Source organism: Actinomadura sp. NPDC023710, from assembly GCF_040639875.1.
GTDB classification, from domain to species: domain Bacteria; phylum Actinomycetota; class Actinomycetes; order Streptosporangiales; family Streptosporangiaceae; genus Spirillospora; species Spirillospora citrea.
Genome location: NZ_JBFAGB010000047.1, coordinates 14981 through 33520 on the forward strand (window position 1 = coordinate 14981; position 18540 = coordinate 33520).

An 18540-nucleotide genomic window follows, 5' to 3' on the forward strand; every position below is an offset into this window, starting at 1 on the left:
TTCCGGCCACCACCTGCCCGGTCGCGGCCTCGCCCGAAAGGATGGACGCCATGGCCACTGGGCGGGACGCCGAGGACGCGGCGGAGTTGGAGGCGCGGGTACGCCGATGCCTGCGGGACAAACGGCTGGCGCCCTATGTCGAGCGGGGGCTGGTGGAGCCGGATCAAGTCTACGACGAGGTCATCGCACGCGGCGTTCTAGAACCTGCCAAGGCCCTCGATTCCCACATCGTGTACTCCCTTGCTCTGGGAAGGCGCGAGATCGTGCGTCGGCAGATCAACGAGGTCATGCAGCGGCGCGTCGTGAACGCGAAGACCGTGACGGTCGCCGTGCTCGCGGCCGCGGCCGTGGCGCTGCTCACCATCGGTGCCTATCGAAGCCCGGACGGGAACAAGCTCGGCTATTTCTTCTCGACCCTCGCGGCGGCGCTGTCCACGATCGTCGGCGGCGGACTACTGTACGCGGCCGCCGCCGGATGGATGTCGCGTAAGCACCTTCTTACAGGGGTGCCGTTCATCGTCCTGGGGCCGGTTCCCCTGATACTCGCGCACCAGCAGCTGTTCGAATGGAAATACCAACCCGTGCTCGGGGGGTCCGCACTGCTCCTCTCCTTCGCCGTCGGGCTCGGTATCGGCAAGCCGGAGACCCTGCGGCAGTTCATTGACATCGGCAACGCCGCCGACCTCTACTTCAACAAACTCTCGGAGGCGGGAGACTGGACCAAAATCAGGAACGCATGGCTGGCTGACGCCCAGGAAAACGTGCTGATGCCGCTGGTCACCCACGTGGTGAACGATTTCCTCGGCGAGGACCATGACAAGCTGCTGGTGGAGCAGCACTCCGAGGGGCTGAAACGGCTCCACGACCTGCAGTTGACCATCCCGACCCGCTCTGAGAAGCGGGTACTCGGGACGATGAAGCGCGTCGACGGCGGAAGCATCGCGATCGCCGGACCCCGCGGCGCCGGCAAGTCGACCCTGCTGCGCGTAATCTGCGGCGGGCGCCGGAACGCCTCGCCCGACACCGGCCTCACCGTCTACGCTTCCGCGCCCGCCGAATACGTGGCACGGGACTTCCTCGTCGAACTCTTCCAGCGCGTCTGCGAAACGTACATCACCTCCCGGGGCCACGCCGTCGAACGGAGCGCCGCGCAGCATTTCGTCCTGCGCAAGAGAGCGCTCTGGGTGATCCGTGACGGGCTCTGGACGCTGTTCCGCGTCGCCCTCTCACTGGCGCTGCTGGCTCTGCTCGTCTGGACCCTGCGCGAAGGTGCGAAAAACCTGATTGAGCCCGCCCAGAAAGAGATCCGAGGCAACATAGGCGAATTGGAGAAGTTTGCGACAGTGGCCTGGGGCGAGTACCGGTGGGCCTGCCAGATCCTTCTGCTGGCGATGGCGACCGTCGTACTGCCGCCGCCCCGCATCTGGCGGCACCTGCGCTGGCACGTCGAGCCGGCCCTGGTGACCCGGGCGCGCGAACATCTGCTGCGTCTCCAGGTGGAACGCACCACCACGTGGGGGCTCAACGCCAGCCTCCCCGGCATCCGCGGCGCCACGATGGCGATGACCAAGGGAGGCTCGCTGAAGTACCTTCCCTGGTCCTACCCCGAACTCGTGGGGAACTTCCGCGCCTTCATGACGGAGATCGCCAAGGAGGCCAGGGCGAAAAGGGGTCATGTCGTCGTGGCCATCGACGAGGTCGACCGGATCGGGTCGGTCGAGCAGGCCGAACGCTTCATCAGCGAGATCAAGGCCATCTTCGGCATCCAGAACTGCTACTACATCGTCTCCGTCGCCGAAGACGTCGGCTCCGTCTTCGCGCGGCGGGCGGTCATCGGCCGCTCCGTCTTCGAGAACGCCTTCGACGACGTCGTCGTCATCGAACCCCTCACGCTGACCGAATCCCGGGAACTCCTCCTGCACCGGGTACCTGGGTTCACCGACTCCTTCGCCTTCCTCACCCACTCCCTCTCCGGCGGCGTCCCCCGGGAGCTACTCCGCGTGACCCGCCGCCTCGTCGAGATCAACCTTGAGGAGAGCAACGCCGGGCGGTCCTACCCCCGCCTGGACGACCTCGCCGCCGCACTGGTCAAAGAGGAGCTGATCGAAACCCTGACCGGCATCCGGACGCAACTGCCCTCCACCCCCGAAGGCGTCGACCTCGGGGACGTCTTCGACGCCATGCGGGACATGCTCCGCACCATGCGCCTCGCACCGCCGTGCGACATGGCCCCCGCCCACCCACGCCTGTACGACTTCGCAAGCCTCGACACGACCCCCCTGTCCGAGGTCCCGGAACTGGCCCCCGCCCACGCCCCCCTCGTCCAACTATCGGCGTTCGCCCTCTTCTGCCTCACGGTCATCGAGGTCTTCGACCACGGCGTCTTCACACTCGCCCAGGCCAGGTGGGCGAGCACCGGAGCCTCACCGGCCTCGTTCGAGGAACTGGCCGCCGCCCGCCGCGAACTGAGCGTCTCCCCATCCAGTTGCCGCACCACCCTCACCCGCTTCCGAGCAGCCTGGAACCTCCCCCTGCTCTGACCGACCCGCACGCGCCCCGGGGCCGCTGACCACCTACGGCGGCCCGAGGCGCCGGGTCGTGGTTGGCGTACTCCTCGCTGGACAACCTGGTGCGTTGCTGCAGCGAACAGCACCAGCGGGTAGCCCTCCGGAGCGAGAACGTCGACGCCTGCCCGGCGTCACCGGAGCCGATCTCTTGGTGTGGAACGAGGAACTGCCCCCCGGAACTGCGCCGGGACGCCCCCAAGGAGCCGCAAACACCGCGCCGGGAGCCATGAGCGAACGCCACCCGCCGTCCCCGCCCGTCCCGTCGGCGGCACCGCAAGGGGCACCTTCGGACGGCCGCAGCCCGACGCTGGCTTGACACAACCGTCGGAGCGAGGCCGCCGACAAGGAAGCCGCAAGATCACCAATGACCTGCGTCGGCTTCCGGTCCGACCGGAGGCCGGGCAACAGCGATCCGGCATCCGGCCCTCTCTCGGTGCCGGACGCGGTCTGATGTTCAGGTAGCCCAGTCGCAGCTGGTGACGATGTCCCAGGGATCGGCGGAGGTCTTGATCCAGTCGTTGTCAAAGTGAGTGTAGACCGTGTCATTGCGGACCGTGACGAAATCGCCCCCGTTCGCGGGGCACTTTCGGACGTTATCTGCATGAAGATTGGCCTCGATGCGGACAGACGGGCCGTCCAAGACCATGCGGACGATCTCGTCCTTGTACTCCTGGGTGAAATACCGCCTCTGTCGTGCCAACGACGGCGCCCCTGTCGTTGCCGGAGTCGGTGGCAGGACGGTCGGGGCGGCCCGGAACATCCGCGCGACGTGCTTGCGGAGTCGGTTACGCTTCATGGCGTTCCGCTTCTGGTCAATGTGTCAGTTCGCGGGGCCTGTGTGGGGCTTCGTGAATCTCGCTGAAACCGCCGTCCGGGCTCATCAGGATCCGTCCGGTCTCGCGGCCGTGCTCGGACTCCTTCTGGTCCCTGTAGGCCAGCCCGAGGCAGATCGACCGGGTGACGGCGTAGGCGAGTAGCGGTCCGGTGAAGACAGCCACCCGGAAGAACCAAGTGACGTCGTACAAGGACAGGTGGAAGTTGTGCGCGATCTGGTCGTTGGCGGCCGCGGCCCACAGCAATCCATAGAAGGCGATGCCGGCCGCGCCCACTGCCGTACGGGTCGCCGCGTCGCGGGGACGGTCCAGAACGTGATGAATGCCGCGATCGCCGGTAAGCCGCCGTTCGATCCAGGGATAGGCCGCCAGGACGGTGAAGAACGCCCCCGGCATGAGAAGCGCGGGCACGAGCACCGCGAGGGTGATCGGGTGGCCGGCCACGCTGAGTTCCCAGCCCGGCATGATCCGCACGGCTCCGTCCAGGAAGCCCATGTACCAGCCGGGCACCGCTCCGGCGGTGATGTCCCCTGGCCGGTACGGGCCGTACTGCCAGACCGGGTTGATCTGCGCGAACGTGCCGAGGAGCGCGAGAACCCCGCCAGTGGCCAGCAGAAGCGCCACCGCTGAGCCGCGCGACGCACGTCCTGAGAAGGCGCCGGGAAAACGGGTGTGGCCGTGCTCGCGGACGAGCCTGTGGCGGAGGACGAACAGGGCGGCCAGGACCGCTGGAAGCACGAGGATGTGCAGCCAGTAGAGCCGGGAAATGATCTTTTCACCCGGGAACTCATCGCCGAAGATCAAGAACGTCAGGCTGGTGCCGACCAGCGGAATCGCTTGGGTCACGCCTTGGAGGAGCCCGAGGCTGCCGCCGGACAACATGTCGTCCGGCAGAATTGTGCCGGTCCAGGCCGTCACCATGCCCAGCAACAGTACGGTCACCCAGACCAGCCAGTTGAGGCCGCGTGGGCGGCGGAACGCGCCGGTGAAGAACAGCCGCAGCATCTGCAGGGTGATCGCGGCGACGAGGATCAGCGCCGCCCAGTGGTGAATCTGCCGCATGAGCAGTCCGCCGCGCACGTCGAGGCTGATGTCCAGCGTCGACGCGTACGCCTCGCTGACCGGGACGCCCCGCAGCGGCCCGTACGAGCCGTTATAGGTGACCTGCGTCATGTCGGGGTCGAAGAAAACGGTCAGGAACGCGCCCGTGACGATGAGCACCAGGAACGAGTAAATGGCGAGCTGGGCGAACAAGAACGACCAATGATCGGTCCGTGCCTGCCGTGACCACCGTCCCACCCAGCTGGCTTGCCCCTGCATTGGCTTCACTCCCCGATCTGGTTCTGGTACACATGCGACGCTCCGAGATCGGCAGATGTGACATCCGAAGGAAGAAAAACCGGCAGGTGTGACATAACCAACAGGAAGACAAGCCCTGCGCTTACCGCGTGTTAGGCCTGCGCCAAAGAGGTGACGAAGGCCCAAGGCGATCCGGTCGCCGAGGAGGCCGGCGGCCCTGTTCCTGCCGAGCTCCTCGTCCGCGCAGGTCAAAGCAGCATGTTCGTACTCGCCGTCTGGATGCCGGCATCGGCCAGGACGACGTCGAACAGGTCAGGGAACTTGCCGTCCCGGTCGCGAATCAGGGACCGATCGGGACAAGGGCGCCGAGATCGGGGATGGCAGCGGCCGCTCGTACGGTCACTGGGCGGCGACGGTCTCGGTGTGCTCTGCCTCGTCCGGTGTGGCCGCGGGGGCGGCGGCTGCCAGGTGTAGGTGGTCTTGAGCGTGGCGATGGTGTGGGCGCCGTGGAAGGGGTCGGTGGTGGCCGACCAGCCGGTATGCGGACGAGCAGGTTGTGCTCCTGATGCTGCAGGGGGAGTTCTCCGGTCGGGGAACAACCCCAGAGCCCCAGCCGGTGCAGCGGCTAGTAGCGTTTCTCGCTGGTCGGCAGGGTGCTCAGGAGGCGTCCGTGGCCGTCCCAGACGTGCGGGCCGTGACCGCTGGTGTGGAAGACGCGGCCGCGGACCGGATCGGCGACCACGGTGTACTTCCTCCCGACGTGGAACGTCCGGAATCCGGGAATCCAGGGCTCCTTCAGGGCCGAAGACCGCGGCCGCCAGCGGCTGAGCGTTACCGTCATAGCGGGTCGGCAGGCCACGGCAATCCTTATACCGTTCGGCCTGCCGGAAGCCGGACAGGACGTAGAAGTCGCCGGACACGGTGACCTCGTCGGCGAAGTGGGCCAGGCGGAACCCTTCACTCAGGTCGAGCCCGAGCGAGTCGGCGCAAGTCGGGCCGGGTGTGTCATGTCACCAGTGTCTCGCGCGGCCGCTGTCTTCTCGACGACGCTCTGCCCACCGGAAAGTCTCCCGACGGCCCGACCGTACACAACCGCCCGAATCCCCCGACTAACTAGTACCGCTGCGCGTACCAGGTCGGTTGCTCGCCGAACATGCCCTTGAAGTCGCGGATGAAGTGGCCCTGGTCGACGTAGCCGAGGTCGGCCGCCAGCGCGGCCCAGTCGATCGCCCCGCCGCCGGCCATACGTGCGGTCACCTCGTGCAGGCGGTAGCGGCGGATCACCCACTTGGGCACGATGCCGACATACTCCGCGAACAGCCGTTGCAGCCCCCGCATGCTCAGCCCCAGCTCGTCGGCGAGGCGCTCGACCCTGGTCATGGCCCTGTCCTTGGCGATCAGCTCGACCGCGGCCGCCGCCTGGCGCACCCGGGGGTCATCGTCTGGCAGGTGTTCCAGCAGGAACGCGTCCACGGTCGGCACGTCGAGCGTCGTGGGCAGGTCCGGGCCGAACACCTCGGTCACCGGGACGACGCGGTCGGTGATCGTCGAGACGGAGGCACCGAGGAACGGGCGGAAGCAGCCCGGCCGGAACGCGACGCCGAAGACATGATCGCGGCCCTCGAGGACCTTGATCTGGTAGCCGCTGCACACGCCGTTGACGTCCGCACGGCCGCCGCCGAACGACAGGTGCACGTTCGGGTACGGCACGATCTTCTGCCGGTAGGGCTCGGCGTAGTCCCAGCGAGCCTCCCAGTACCGCTCCACCCATGGCGCGAGCGCCGGCGACGGGCTGTGGAACGTGTGGCGCTGATACCTGGTCCACGCACCCCGCAGCTCACGAACGTCCCGCTCCACACGGCAAAGTGTATGTCGCCTTTGTCCAATACCCCTCCGGTCCGGGCCGCCTAGCCTCGCCGCCATGTCACATCTGTCCAACGCTGCCGAGGCCATGGCCGCAGTCGCCCGCACCATCACCGACGACCAGCTCGCCAACAAGACCCCGTGCACGGAGTACGACGTACGGGCACTGGTCAACCACCTCCTGTTCTGGGGCCCGTCGCTCGCCGGCGGCGGCCGCAAGGAGACCGTTCCGCAGCCGGCGGCCGCCGAGTCCGAGGTGGACCTGGCCGCCGGCGACTGGCGCGGCCGCCTGCTCGCCCTGCTGGACGACATCACGTCGTCGTGGGCGCCGCCGTGGGCCTGGGAGGGCGAGACGAGCATGGGCACACCGCAGACGCTGCCCGCGCCCGTCCTGGGCGACATGATCGTCGGCGAGCTGGCCATGCACGGCTGGGACCTGGCGGTCGCGACCGGGCAGCGGCTGGAACTACCCGCCGGCCTGCTGACGCATCTGCACGACACGGTGTTCGCCAGCGTGGACCAGGGGCGGGAGATGGGCATGTACGGACCGGAGGTCGCGGTGCCGGCCGACGCACCCACCTTGGACCGCATCCTCGGCCTGACCGGCCGCGATCCCGCCTGGGCGTAGTCCCCGACCGGTGATGCCGGCCACATCTGGCGTGAACTGTCGAAGCGTGGTGCGGCGGCACCGCGTCCATGCCGCCGCTATTCCTCCTCGTCCGCCGGCCCGCGCACCGTCAAGAACGCTGCGCATGCCGAAAAAACTTGGAGGCAGCGGCCGCTTCAGGATGTGGCAGAGCCCGCGACCGGGCTTAGCAGCGGGTTGGAGTTGGTGGCGACGAAGTCGCGGGCGGCTTGGCAGAAGGCGCGGATGCGGTTGGTCTCCGCGGACGTGCGCCAGGTCAGCCGCCATTCGAAGGGAAGGCCGTCGCGTATGGGTACGTAGGCGACGTCCGGGCGCCCGTCGTACAGGCTCGCGTGCGTGGGGACCGGAAAGATGCCGCGGCCAGCGCCGACCAGGGCGAGCAGTTCCTGGATGGTCCCGAACTCCATGCCCCGCTCGATGGGCTTGCCCGTGGGGGTGGTGGTCGGGGTGGCGAGGGCGTCCAGTTCGGCGGGGACGCCGCGTGGGCGCAGGACCTTGTCTCGAGAGAGGTCCTCGATGGAGACCGAGGAACGGCGGGCAAAGGGATGCCTGGCCGAGACGGCCAGCATCGGCGGCTCCTGGAAGAGAATCGGGCCTTCGCTGAGGTCGGGCCCCGGGGCCCGGGCCGCTGTGAGCATGAGGTCGACGGCGTCGCCGAGCAGCGGGGTGAAGCCGTCGGTGTACCGGGTCTCCTCGATCTGCACCTGGCAGGCCGGGTGCCGGGCGTGGAACGACTCGACGACGTGGAGGACGAACTGGGCGGTGGCGGTGCCGATGAAGCCGACGCACAGGAGCCCGTCGATGCCCCGCCCGGCGGCGACCGCTCGTTCGATGCCGTCGAGGATCTGCTGAAAGGCGGGCCGCAGGTCGTCGTAGAGCCGCCGGCCGATCGGGGTCAGCGCCACCCGGCGGCTGGTCCGGTCGAACAGCGCGGCACCGACCGCCCGCTCCAGCTTCTTGATCGTCTTGCTGACCATCGCGACCGAGACCTGCAGCCGCTCGGCGCTACGGCCGAAGTGCAGCTCCTCGCCGACCGTCAGGAAGATCTCGATCTCGCGCTGCTCCACCCTGCCCTCCAGCCCGTCAACCTCCAGGTTAACGATCCTTGCATGATCGGCTGTTGTTGACGATCCCCGCGCACCCGATGGTTGTGGTGTGGCCATAACGGCACGGCCACCGCTTCGGAAACTGAGGAGAGTCCCTATGACTTCCCGTGATCTGGCCCTCGTCCTGGGCGGGACCGGCAAGACCGGCCGACGCGTCGTCCAGCGGCTGACCGGACGCGGCCTGCGGGTCCGGATCGGCTCGCGATCCGGCGGGGTGCCCTTCGACTGGGCGGACCGTGCGACGTGGGCGCCCGCGCTCGACGGTGTTCACGCGGTCTACGTCGCCTACTATCCGGACCTGGCCGCCCCCGGTGCGCCAGAGACGATCGGCGCGTTCGCCGAGCTCGCGGTGGAGTCGGGCGCGCGGCGTCTGGTGCTGCTGTCGGGGCGCGGCGAGGACGAGGCGCTCGCTTGCGAACGGACGCTTGCCGCTTCGGGCGCCGACTGGACGGTGTTGCGCGCTAGCTGGTTCGCCCAGAACTTCAGCGAGAGCTACCTCCTCGACCCGGTGGTGAGCGGCGAGGTGGTGCTGCCGGCGGGTGAGGTGCGCGAACCGTTCGTCGACGCCGACGACATCGCCGACGTCGCCGCGTCGGTCCTCACCGAGGACGGGCACAGCGGCCGTACATACGAACTGACCGGACCGCGGCTGCTCACCTTCGCAGAAGCCGTCGCCGCCATCAGCCGAGCGACCGGCCGCGACATCGCCTACGTGCCCGTCCCCGTCGACACCTACGCTCACGCGCTGGCGGCCGAAGGGGTCCCGGACGAGGTCACTGGCCTGCTGACCTACCTGTTCACCACTGTCCTGGACGGCCGCAACGCTCACCTGGGCAACGGTGTCCAGCAGGTCTTGGGCCGCCCGGCCCGCGACTTCTCCGACTACGCCAACGACACCGCCGCCACCGGCATCTGGACCTCGAAGGACGCGATATGAAGATCCTGCAGACCGCGACCATGATGGCCGCCCTCATCTCCACCGGGCTCATGGCCGGGCTGTTCACCGGCTTCGCCTACGCCGTCATGCCCGGCCTGAACCGATCCTCCGACCGAACGCTCATCGAGGCCATGCAGGGCATCAACAAGGCGATCCTCAACCCCGCTTTCATGCTGCCCTTCATGGGATCCATCCCCCTGATCGCGCTGGCGGTGTTCCTGGCCTGGCGCGGCCACGGCCGGCCGGTCATGCCCTGGCTCATCGCCGCGCTCGCGCTCTATCTGATCGCCTTCATGGTCACCAGCGGAGTCAACGTCCCCCTCAACGACCAGCTCGCCAAGGCCGGCGACCCTCAGCACATCAACCACCTGGACACCGTGCGCGACCAATTCGAGAACAAGTGGGTCATCGGGAACATCGTCCGAGCGCTCCTGCACACCGCCGCGTTCGCCTGCCTGGCCTGGGCCCTGGTCGTGTACGGCGCACACCGCATCAACGAGGGCCCCGGCACGAACGCGTCAGCGGTGCCTTCGATGCACGACAACGGTGCGGCAACCATCCCTGCCACCCACCACCACCCGCGCCCCGTCCACCATGGACAGCCGCACCACACCCTCCATCGCTGATCCCGCTCACCCCGCACCTGCGCCGCCTCGCCGCTCACTCCGCCGGCACGGGCCCACCGGGCCCGTGCCGCAGCCGCGGGCTCGTCCGGGGCATCGCCACTGGCCGCGAGCAGCCCCGGAACCGACGAGGTTCCGGGGCGCTTCGGAAAACTTCTGCGGGTCCGCGCCACCTGCCATCCGCTGGCATGGTCAGCATCTGTCGTGCTCGTCCAAGAAGCTGCGCACGACCGCGTGCGGCCGCTCGCTCGCGACCCAGTAGATATGGCGCTCGCTGGATGCCTGCAGCATCGAGCACCGAGACGGCATCCCAGGCGAAGCCTGACATCGACCAGGCGTCCGGGAAGTGGTCGTCACTTGCGCCTGTGCCGCAGCGATCCATGACGGTGACGGGTCTGTCGTCGAAGTCGCCGTCCGCGGAGTCCCAGCCGTGGCGATCGAGCGCCAAGCCCTGGATGAGCAGCAGCGGGACCAGCCCGGCAACCCACCGCGTGGCGAGGAACAGCGCCCACAGAGCCCGGCGACGGATTTCGTCGTGCCGTAACGGTCGCCGGGATTGACGAACACGGTGATCCGACCGTCCACAAGGACCTTCTCGACACGGACCCAGTAGCCGACCTCGACGGTCTCCTCCGGAGCGATCTCGCCTTCGACCCGATTGTCCTGACCGTCCCCTGGGAGGCTCATGGCCTTGTCGGGTCGACGGACCAGATCCGTAGCCGCCCGCGGGCCGCACAGCTCATCGACGGGCTGCTGACCAGCGCGGGCGCCTGAACGCCATCGCCACATCCGCCGGCCGGTGTTCACATGGCGTGGCGGATGTGGCGACGTCGTCGTGAGCGGGCGAGTCCGTTCGCTCAGTGGTTACAGGACGGCGGTGAGCAGGCTTACGGCGGACTCCTGGCGGGCGATGTCGGCCTGGTCGAACGGGCCCGTCCAGCGCAGGCCGTACTGGTCGGCGTTGTTCCGGTCGTAGGTGAAGGCGGAGCGGGCCTGGGTCGTCAGGTAGTTCCGGTACGGGTGGCCGGGGAGCGCGCGGTCGAGTTCGGCGAGGTTCCGCGCGAAGATGCCCTTGAACGCCGCCTGGTCGGAGTTGCACGTGGCGGCGGCCTCGCAGGGCTCGGTGAGGATTCCGCGCGGTGACAGGCCCGGGTCGGTGGTCACGGCGTCGGCGATCCGCCGGGCGGTGGCGAGCAGGGACGGGTCGCCGGTGGCGCGGTGCAGCTCCGTCAGGCCGCCCAGGATCACGCCCTGGTTGTACGTCCAGGTGGTGCCGCCGTTGTTGCCGCAGTTTCCGCTCTGCGTCGCCAGGCCGTCGTTGACCAGGTGGGATCCGTTGATCATCCCGCTGCGGGCGAACCAGCGCCAGGCCTGGCGCGCATGGGCGAGGTACTCGGTGTCGCCCGGGATCCGGTTGTGCAGGGAGGCGGCCAGTTCGAGGTAGAGCTCGTTGCTGATGGCGTTCTTGTAGGTCTTCCCGGGCAGGTCCCACCAGATGCCGCCGCCGCAGGTGTCGTCCCAGTACTGGCGCATGTACGCCTCGTCGGTCTCGGCGATCTTCAGGTACCTGGTGTCGCGGGTGAGGTCGTACATGCGGACCATCGCCAGCGCCCACCAGCCGGTGTCGTCGGTGGAGTCCGCGCGGAACTCGCCGCCGCCCTGCGGCCACCAGGGCAGCGGCTTGCGCTGGAGCTCGATGGTGTTCTTCACCTGGGGCAGGTAGCGGGTCGAGCGGGTCCGCGCCATGTAGTCGAGGAGCGCTTGGAGCGCGTTGCCCGACTGCCACCAGGGGCTCTCGGGCTGCCAGCGTCCGCTCGCCTGGTCGTAGAACCCCATCATCGCGTCGACGGCCGATGTGGCACGGGCCCGCGCGGTCCTGTCCTCGCCCGCGTCCGCGCTTGCGGCGGACGTGCCCACGGCGAGCGCCAGCACGGCGCCCGCCACGAGGGAGACCAGACCCTTTCCCGTACGTCGCTTCAGTCCGGTCATCGCGCACCCTCCATGGCAACGAGGCGTCCCAGCCCATGGCCTCCGCCTGGGCGGTTGCGCTGAATTGTGCCTCGGGTGGAACGAGACGCGCAAGATTCGGCAGGATCGTTCACATTATGTGAGCGCTCTTGCTTGAAATTGACGGAGACGTCGGTTGGTTCGCCGCGACGGCGGGCAGATGGGGAGCGCACGTCGGCTCGTGCGCCCACGAGAGCCGACGCGCAGGAGCGTGATGGAGAATGTCTGGTGGTGATCGGTCTTGCGCGAGTACGGTCGACGCATGCTCCGGGACCGACGCCATGAGCTGATCCTCCGCGTCCTGCGCTCCGAAGGGCCGGTGACGGTGGAGACGCTGGCCGAGCGCTTGGCGGCGAGCCTCGCCACCATACGCCGCGATCTGCAAAAGCTCGACGAGGAGGGCCTGCTCAAACGGGTGCACGGCGGTGCGATGCCGGTCGAGGGCCATGACGACCCCTTCACGGACGTCGCCGAGGTCCGGCCCGCCGAGAAGGACGCCGTCGCGCTGCGCTGCGCCGAGCTGATCCAGGACGGCGAGACCGTGCTGCTCGACATCGGCACGACCGCGCACATGGTGGCGCGGCACCTACGGGGCCGGGCGCTGACGGTCGTCACCAGCAGCCTCCCGGTGGTCGAGACGCTGGCCGACGACCAGCACGTCCAACTCGTCGTTCTCGGCGGCATGCTGCGCCGTGACTACCGGTCGCTCGTGGGCTACCTGACGGAGGACAACCTGCGGCAGATCCACGCGGACCGGCTCGTCCTCGGCACCAGCGGGATACGGCCGACCGGAACCGTCATGGACACGACGGTGGTCGAGGTGCCGGTCAAACGAGCCATGATCGCGGCCAGCGGGCAGGTGGTCCTCGTCGCCGACGCCGGCAAGTTCCCGGGCACCGGTATGGCGAAGGTCTGCGATGCCACCGACCTGGACGTGGTCATCACGAACGCTCCGGTCGATCCGGACACGGGGGCGGCCCTCGCGGATGCCGGAGTGCAGATGCTGGAGGTGTGAGGTGCTCGGCGTCCGCTGAACCGCTGCGGCTGGCGCCGGTCCAGACCGGGCCGCGTTCAGCGCCGGCTCGGATAGGGCCTCGGCGCCGGGGCCGTTCACGGAACGTGCTCACGCGCTGGTCATCGGGCTATGGCTGAGGGAAAGCATCCGGATCGCTTCAGCGGAACAGTGGAAGCGTGGCTTCACGACAACGACTCCGCCTTGGCGGAGCATGCCGTCCCAATGGCCAGACGGCGGTGGTGGACGTTCGTGGTGGCGGCGCGGCCTTTCTCTCCGCCCATCCGGCCGCACTTCCGAACACGGCCGTGGTGGACGGCTACACCGGCGCTCTGGAGGTCGCGTTCGCCACCCTGGCGGTCGCCGCGTGCCTCGTCCCACCGCTCATCGCGCAGTCCCCGGGTGCTTCGTGATCCATCCGCTTCTTCTTCCAGCCCAACCACGACGCCATCGTGGAGCCCCTGCCGCTCGCCTTCGTACCGGACGGGCGCTGGTGATGCCACCCCGTCCGGCTCGGGTGTTCATTTCGCCGTTCATTGTCCGCTACCGCCAATCTTCCTGCGGTGGACGGGCCACCTCGTCCTACGACCCCAGCGGCTGCGGCGACCCCGGCATGGGGGCTCGGTGGCCGCGGAAGGCCGCCTCCAGCGCGATGCGCCAGTAGCGGTCGGCCTGGGTGCGGGGGCCGAGGGAACCGAGAAGTTCGAGGCTGGCCAGGCCGTGCACCAGGGCGTTGAGGTGCGCGGCGACGTCGTGGGGGTCGGCCGGGGCGAACCAGCCCGAGTCGATGCATCGTGCGACCGCGCGGACCAGTGTGTCGAACGTGCCCTGTATCTGGGCCAGGGCCGCTTCGTCCGGCCGGAAGTCGGCGATGGGGCGACCGAACATCAGCTCGTACAGGTGTGGGTTGGCCAGGGCGGCGGTCCGGTAGGCCTGTCCGAGGGCCATCAGGTCGGTCTCAGGGTCGCCGTCGGTCGGTACCGCGGCGAACGTGTCGGCAAGCCGGGCGAACCCTTGCAAGAACATCGCGCGCAGCAAGCCGGCCTTGTCGCCGTAGAGGTTGTAGACGGCCGTGGTGGAGGTACGGACCTCTCGAGCCAGGCGCCTGGTGCTCAGCGACTGCGGGCCTTCCTGGGCGAGTAGTCGTCCGGCGGCGTCCAGGAGGTCCTGGCGCAGTTCGTCGTAGTCGCGGGCACGTGGGCGGGCCATTTGACAATCGTATCGCAACGGTGTTCCATAACAGTGTTCCTAAACTGTACTACGGGAGGCCGCTGTGCCCGCTGAAACTGATCTGCATGTCGTCCTCGGCGCTGGAGGGGCCGTCGGCGCCTCTGTGGTTCGCGAGCTCGTCTCCCGGGGGCATCGCGTCCGCGCGGTCAACCGCAGCGGCCGGGTGCCGGCGCTGCATGGTGTCGAGGTCCATCAAGGCGACATCACCACTGTCGTGGGCGCCAAGGCCGCCTGCGCCGGGGCCGAGGTCGTCTACCACTGCGCCGCCCCTGCGTACGTCCGATGGGTGGAGGACTTCCCCCACATGACCGACGCGGTGCGCCAGGGCGCGGCCGCCGCCGGCGCCAAGCTGGTTTTCGCCGACAACCTGTACATGTACGGCCCCGTCGACGGGGCGCTGACCGAGGACCTGCCCTACGCCGCCCGCAACCCCAAAGGGCGGACACGCGCCGCGATGGCCGAGGCGCTGCTGGCCGCCCACCGCTCCGGTGAACTGCGCGTCGCCCTCGGCAGAGCCTCCGACTACTACGGCCCCGGCGGCGTCAACACCGTCGTCGGCCCGACGGTGTTCGCGGCGGCGCTCGGCCGGAAGACCGCCCGCTGGGTCGGGTCGCTCGACGAGCCTCACACACTCAGCTACCTGCCCGACATAGCCCGGGGCCTCGTGACGCTCGGCAGCGACGCGCGGGCGGACGGCCAGGCCTGGCACCTGCCGACGGCGCCGGCCGTGACGGGCAGGGAATTCCTCGGCTTGGTGCTCTCCGGGCTTGGCCGGCCCGGCAAGACGGCGGCGCTCGGACGCCCGATGCAACGCCTGATCGGCCTGTTCGACCCGACCGTCCGTGCCCTCGGCGAGACTTGGTACCAGCGCGACCGGCCGTTCGTGAGCGACACCTCGAAGTTCACCGCCACCTTCGGTCCGTTCGCTACGACACCGCACACCGACGCCATCACCGCCACCCTCGACTGGTTCCGCGCCAACCCGACCCCGTGACCGGCCAGTCGGTCAGTGCCCGCGGCCCACCTCAAAGTCACCCCTCGCACGACGAACTTCGACAGGGACGGGAAGCCAGGCACCGCTGTTCACCCGCTAGGAGACCGACTCGATGTAGCCGTCGGGCCGGACCACCATGGACGGCAGTCCCTCGGAGGGCACGGAGACGGGCCGGACGGCATCGTCTATCGCGGCCAGAACCGGAGCCGGGGCGAACGTCCCGGCCAGCGGGTGACTGTCGGGTGGCACGGGAAGCCTGGTAGCGGTCCCCGAAACCATCTCTGCGAGGTGGCGCTTGGCCTCGGGCAGCTCGATCAGCTCGGCAACGACCGCCCGCAGTGCCTCACTGTGCGGGTCGGTGCGCAGAAGGGCGCTCTGGGCGAGGGTATTGCGCACGACACGCTCGGCGGCAGCCGAGATTGGCCGCGTCCTGTAGCCCGACGTTGAGCCCCTGGCCCCCCATCGGGGAGTGCAGGTGCGCGGCGTCCCCCGCCAGCAGCACCCGGCCGCGCCGGTACTCCCGCGCCAGGCGGGCATGATCGGTGACACGGACTCCTCCGTCGAACCTGCCGACCGTGACCTCGGCACCGCTGACCCGGCGGACCGCGGCCGCGAACTCCGCCCGGCATCACCGGACCGCGCCCGGCCGCCCCGAGCCGGTCGAATTCGGCGACCACGATCTCGCCCGGCGGCGGGTTCACGAACATCAGGCCGCCCCGGGTCCGGTGCACGCCGGGCTCCACGAGCCCCGTCGGCTCGAGCGAGGCATGCGCCATGAGCACGAACATCGCCGGATCGGTCTCGTCGAACGCGAACCCATCGCGAACGACCCCGCGCCCACCATCGCAACCCGACCAGATCCAGTAGCGCCCGGGCCTCCCCCACGCACGGACCGCGCAACGAGCCCGGGCGGCGACCTGAGGCGGGCGGCGGCTCCCCGAGTCTTCGGTCGTCCAAATTATAGTATTCCGACCGTTTTTATATGGTATGTTTCCTCGCGTCACGAGTTCCAGCGCCAAGCCCCGGCTTGCTGGGCGGCAACCCTCCGACCGCGGTGGGGTGCTCCGGGTGAGGACACGGTCGTCTGCCGGACATGCGACGACAAGCGCGGATCCATAAGGGCCGCGTTCCCCGAGGTTTCGGGGAACGGTGACGTGCGCTCGCCGCACACCCATCGCTGTGCCGGCTCGGACATGGAGGAGCAAGACGTGGAAAGGCGATCGGCGTTCGCCGTCATCAGCGCGGTGGCGCTGCTGGCCGCCGCGGCGTGCGGGGTGGACACCGCCGACACCGGCGGCTCGGGCAAGGGCGGCGGGAAGGAACTGACGGTCACGGTGTTCTCGGGGCCGTGGGAGGACCTGTTCAAGAAGTCCTTCGTCGAGCCGTTCGAGCGAGACACGGGCGTCAAGGTGAACCTCGTCCCGGGCGCCAACGCCGAGTGGCTGACCCAGCTGCGCGCCTCGGGCGGCAAGAACCCGCCGTTCGACCTGGTCGTGCTGACCCCCGACGCGGCCCGGCCGGCCGTGGCGGGGAAGTTGGTCCAGCCGCTGGAGACCGGGAAGGTGGGCAACTGGAGCGACCTCGACCCGGTGGAGATCGAGAAGAACACGGTGTCCGGGAAGAGCTACGGCGTCCCGTTGACGATCGGCTCGACCGGCCTGCTCTACCGCACCGACAAGGTCAAGCAGGCACCGGTCGACTGGCAGGACATCTTCGACAAGAACCTCTGCGGGCACGTGGCGCTTCCGCCGCTGACCTACAACCCCGGACTGGAGTTCTTCAGCGCGCTGGTGACCGGCCAGGGTGGAAAGCTGTCGGATCCCGCGGCCGTCGACAGGGCGTTCAAGCAACTGGAGCAACTGAAGGGCTGCGTGTCGTCCTATCCGGCGAACGCAACGGCCGTGCAGAGCGCCATCCAGAACGGTGAGGCGTGGGTGGTGCCGTACTGGGACGGGCGGGCCTTCGCGATGGCCCAGGCCGGCAGCAAGGTCGGCTTCACCTACCCGAGGTCCGGCGCGGTCGGCGCGCTCAGCAGCTACTTTCTGACCGCGGACAGCAAGAAGACGGATCTGGCCTACAAGTTCCTCGGGTACGTCACGAACGCGACCAACCAGAAGACCTTCGCCGAGGGCAACTGGTACGCGGGTTCCAACAGCAAGATCGACTACAGCCCCGCCTTCAAGTCGAAGATCAAGTACGGCACGGACGTCTACCGGAAGTTCAACTGGGTGGACTACGACGTCGCCACGCCGAAGCTGAACGAATGGCAGCAGCGGTGGAACGAGATCTTCCGCTGACCGGCGCGCCCGCGGGCGGCGCCCCGGCCACCACCGGGTCCGCCGAGGGCGGGCACGTCGAGATCGAGGGCCTGGCCGCCGGCTACGACGGCCACCGCGTCCTGGACCTGGACCGGTTGTCCGTGAGGCGCGGCGAGTTCCTGTCGATCCTCGGGCCGAGCGGCTGCGGCAAGACCACGCTCCTGAACGCCATCGCCGGGTTCGTGGCGCCCGAGAGCGGTCGCATCCTCGTCGACGGCGCCGACATCACCGGTCTGCCACCTCACCGGCGAGGACTCGGCATGGTCTTCCAGAACTACGCGCTGTTCCCGCACCTGTCCGTCGCGAGCAACGTCGCCTACGGAATGCGGGTGCACCGGGTGCCCAAGAGGGAGCGCGCGGAGCGGGTCGCCGAGGCGCTGCGTCTGGTCGGTCTCGAGGAGTTCGCCGACCGGCGCCCACGGGCGCTGTCCGGCGGCCAGCAGCAGCGGGTGGCCATCGCCCGCGCCCTGGCCACCCGCCCGGCGGTGCTGCTCCTGGATGAGCCGTTGTCGAACCTCGACGCCAAACTGCGCCGGGAGATGCGCGTGGAGCTCCGCAAGATCCAGCGGAGTGTCGGCACGACCATGGTCTTCGTCACCCACGACCAGGAGGAGGCGCTGTCGCTGTCGGACCGCATCGCGGTGCTGAACGGCGGCAGGCTGGAGCAGCTCGACACGCCCGACGAGGTCTACCGGCGCCCCGCGAGCCGTTTCGTGGCGCAGTTCATCGGTGCCGCCAACGTGCTGGAGGGGACGGTCCGCGAGGACCTTGCCCTGGACGTCGGCGGTCTCGCGGTGCCGGTCGGCCTCCCGGATCCGGTCCCCGGGCGCAAGGCCGTCGTGGCCATCCGGCCCGAACGGATCCGCCTGGCGCCCGCCGCCGGGACGGGCGCGGCGACCGGGGTGACCGGGACCGTCGCCTACCGCTCGTTCACGGGCGGCGCCTGGCAGGTCGAGGTGCGGACGGCGGGCGGTCTCGTGCTCACCGTGCACGTCGCCGACAGCGGCGCCGGCAGCGCCGACCCGCCGGGCACCGGGACCGCCGTCACCGCGAGCTGGGACCCCGCCGACCTGATCGTCCTGGATTCTGGGACGGGGCGGTAGCG

The 18540-nt window shown here is 69.1% G+C and carries 16 protein-coding genes, 1 pseudogene and 1 riboswitch; of the genes and pseudogenes, 9 read left to right on the plus strand and 8 right to left on the minus strand.

The window, feature by feature from the left end:
- Positions 1-50 precede the first annotated feature (50 nt).
- The gene (locus AB0H37_RS37795; protein ID WP_360617414.1) at positions 51-2540 is read left to right on the plus strand and encodes a hypothetical protein; all 2490 of its coding nucleotides are present in this window, start codon (positions 51-53) and stop codon (positions 2538-2540) included.
- A 481-nt stretch (positions 2541-3021) separates the two neighbouring features.
- Here AB0H37_RS37795 and AB0H37_RS37800 read toward each other — a convergent pair whose 3' ends face one another.
- The 3 genes from AB0H37_RS37800 to AB0H37_RS37810 form a co-directional block, all read right to left on the minus strand.
- The gene (locus tag AB0H37_RS37800; RefSeq protein ID WP_360617415.1) at positions 3022-3363 is read right to left on the minus strand and encodes a hypothetical protein; all 342 of its coding nucleotides are present in this window, start codon (positions 3361-3363) and stop codon (positions 3022-3024) included.
- 16 nt (positions 3364-3379) lie between these two features.
- Positions 3380-4654, minus strand: a complete 1275-nt coding sequence (locus AB0H37_RS37805) for a cytochrome b N-terminal domain-containing protein (RefSeq protein WP_360617416.1) — start codon at positions 4652-4654, stop codon at positions 3380-3382.
- A gap of 1158 nt (positions 4655-5812) precedes the next feature.
- Positions 5813-6556, minus strand: a complete 744-nt coding sequence (locus AB0H37_RS37810) for a helix-turn-helix domain-containing protein (protein ID WP_360617417.1) — start codon at positions 6554-6556, stop codon at positions 5813-5815.
- A gap of 64 nt (positions 6557-6620) precedes the next feature.
- Between AB0H37_RS37810 and AB0H37_RS37815 the strand changes: the two genes are divergently transcribed.
- A complete protein-coding gene (locus AB0H37_RS37815; protein ID WP_360617418.1) occupies positions 6621-7190 on the plus strand; it encodes a TIGR03086 family metal-binding protein in 570 nt (189 codons plus the stop codon).
- Positions 7191-7345: 155 nt separating this feature from the next.
- Here the strand turns inward: AB0H37_RS37815 and AB0H37_RS37820 are convergent, their stop codons facing one another.
- Positions 7346-8275 (minus strand): LysR family transcriptional regulator, encoded by a 930-nt coding sequence (locus AB0H37_RS37820; RefSeq protein WP_360617419.1) that lies wholly within the window; start codon positions 8273-8275, stop codon positions 7346-7348.
- A gap of 136 nt (positions 8276-8411) precedes the next feature.
- On the opposite strand from AB0H37_RS37820, the gene AB0H37_RS37825 reads away from it, so the two are divergent.
- Positions 8412-9251 carry an NAD(P)H-binding protein gene (locus tag AB0H37_RS37825; RefSeq protein ID WP_360617420.1) on the plus strand — a complete coding sequence of 280 codons (840 nt, stop codon included), beginning with the start codon at positions 8412-8414 and terminating at the stop codon, positions 9249-9251.
- Positions 9248-9877: an anthrone oxygenase family protein gene (locus tag AB0H37_RS37830; RefSeq protein WP_360617422.1), complete on the plus strand. Its 630-nt coding sequence runs from the start codon at positions 9248-9250 to the stop codon at positions 9875-9877. The genes AB0H37_RS37825 and AB0H37_RS37830 overlap by 4 nt, the downstream gene beginning before the upstream one ends.
- A gap of 861 nt (positions 9878-10738) precedes the next feature.
- On the opposite strand, the gene AB0H37_RS37835 is transcribed toward AB0H37_RS37830, so the two are convergent.
- Positions 10739-11863, minus strand: a complete 1125-nt coding sequence (locus AB0H37_RS37835) for a glycoside hydrolase family 76 protein (RefSeq protein ID WP_360617423.1) — start codon at positions 11861-11863, stop codon at positions 10739-10741.
- 280 nt (positions 11864-12143) lie between these two features.
- Here AB0H37_RS37835 and AB0H37_RS37840 point away from each other — a divergent pair, with 280 nt between their 5' ends.
- Positions 12144-12896 (plus strand): DeoR/GlpR family DNA-binding transcription regulator, encoded by a 753-nt coding sequence (locus tag AB0H37_RS37840; RefSeq protein ID WP_360617424.1) that lies wholly within the window; start codon positions 12144-12146, stop codon positions 12894-12896.
- 239 nt (positions 12897-13135) lie between these two features.
- Positions 13136-13306 (plus strand): hypothetical protein, encoded by a 171-nt coding sequence (locus tag AB0H37_RS37845; RefSeq protein ID WP_360617425.1) that lies wholly within the window; start codon positions 13136-13138, stop codon positions 13304-13306.
- 169 nt (positions 13307-13475) lie between these two features.
- Here the strand turns inward: AB0H37_RS37845 and AB0H37_RS37850 are convergent, their stop codons facing one another.
- On the minus strand, positions 13476-14102 hold the full coding sequence (locus tag AB0H37_RS37850; protein WP_360617426.1) for a TetR/AcrR family transcriptional regulator: 627 nt from the start codon (positions 14100-14102) through the stop codon (positions 13476-13478).
- A 64-nt stretch (positions 14103-14166) separates the two neighbouring features.
- Here AB0H37_RS37850 and AB0H37_RS37855 point away from each other — a divergent pair, with 64 nt between their 5' ends.
- Complete coding sequence (locus tag AB0H37_RS37855) at positions 14167-15117, plus strand: NAD-dependent epimerase/dehydratase family protein (RefSeq protein ID WP_360617428.1); 951 nt, start codon at positions 14167-14169, stop codon at positions 15115-15117.
- 96 nt (positions 15118-15213) lie between these two features.
- Here AB0H37_RS37855 and AB0H37_RS37860 read toward each other — a convergent pair whose 3' ends face one another.
- Both AB0H37_RS37860 and AB0H37_RS37865 read right to left on the minus strand, forming a co-directional pair.
- A complete protein-coding gene (locus tag AB0H37_RS37860; protein WP_360617430.1) occupies positions 15214-15513 on the minus strand; it encodes a hypothetical protein in 300 nt (99 codons plus the stop codon).
- Positions 15461-15679 (minus strand): annotated as a pseudogene (locus tag AB0H37_RS37865) (FAD-dependent monooxygenase); the annotation flags it as partial. The gene AB0H37_RS37860 and the pseudogene AB0H37_RS37865, both read right to left, overlap by 53 nt.
- A gap of 436 nt (positions 15680-16115) precedes the next feature.
- A riboswitch (SAM riboswitch) is annotated at positions 16116-16231 on the plus strand.
- A gap of 94 nt (positions 16232-16325) precedes the next feature.
- On the opposite strand from AB0H37_RS37865, the gene AB0H37_RS37870 reads away from it, so the two are divergent.
- Both AB0H37_RS37870 and AB0H37_RS37875 read left to right on the plus strand, forming a co-directional pair.
- Entirely contained in the window at positions 16326-17414 is a 1089-nt protein-coding gene (locus AB0H37_RS37870) for an extracellular solute-binding protein (RefSeq protein WP_329095882.1), read from the plus strand.
- The gene (locus tag AB0H37_RS37875; protein WP_360617432.1) at positions 17381-18538 is read left to right on the plus strand and encodes an ABC transporter ATP-binding protein; all 1158 of its coding nucleotides are present in this window, start codon (positions 17381-17383) and stop codon (positions 18536-18538) included. The genes AB0H37_RS37870 and AB0H37_RS37875 overlap by 34 nt, the downstream gene beginning before the upstream one ends.
- Positions 18539-18540 lie beyond the last annotated feature (2 nt).

Excerpts from the sequence above, each read along its gene's own strand:
- AB0H37_RS37795 (WP_360617414.1), top strand. The coding sequence starts at position 51 with ATGGCCACTGGGCGGGACGCCGAGGACGCGGCGGAGTTGGAGGCGCGG.
- AB0H37_RS37800 (WP_360617415.1), bottom strand. The coding sequence starts at position 3,363 with ATGAAGCGTAACCGACTCCGCAAGCACGTCGCGCGGATGTTCCGGGCC.
- AB0H37_RS37815 (WP_360617418.1), top strand. The coding sequence starts at position 6,621 with ATGTCACATCTGTCCAACGCTGCCGAGGCCATGGCCGCAGTCGCCCGC.
- AB0H37_RS37825 (WP_360617420.1), top strand. The coding sequence starts at position 8,412 with ATGACTTCCCGTGATCTGGCCCTCGTCCTGGGCGGGACCGGCAAGACC.
- AB0H37_RS37830 (WP_360617422.1), top strand. The coding sequence starts at position 9,248 with ATGAAGATCCTGCAGACCGCGACCATGATGGCCGCCCTCATCTCCACC.
- AB0H37_RS37835 (WP_360617423.1), bottom strand. The coding sequence starts at position 11,863 with ATGACCGGACTGAAGCGACGTACGGGAAAGGGTCTGGTCTCCCTCGTG.
- AB0H37_RS37840 (WP_360617424.1), top strand. The coding sequence starts at position 12,144 with ATGCTCCGGGACCGACGCCATGAGCTGATCCTCCGCGTCCTGCGCTCC.
- AB0H37_RS37850 (WP_360617426.1), bottom strand. The coding sequence starts at position 14,102 with ATGGCCCGCCCACGTGCCCGCGACTACGACGAACTGCGCCAGGACCTC.
- AB0H37_RS37875 (WP_360617432.1), top strand. The coding sequence starts at position 17,381 with ATGGCAGCAGCGGTGGAACGAGATCTTCCGCTGACCGGCGCGCCCGCG.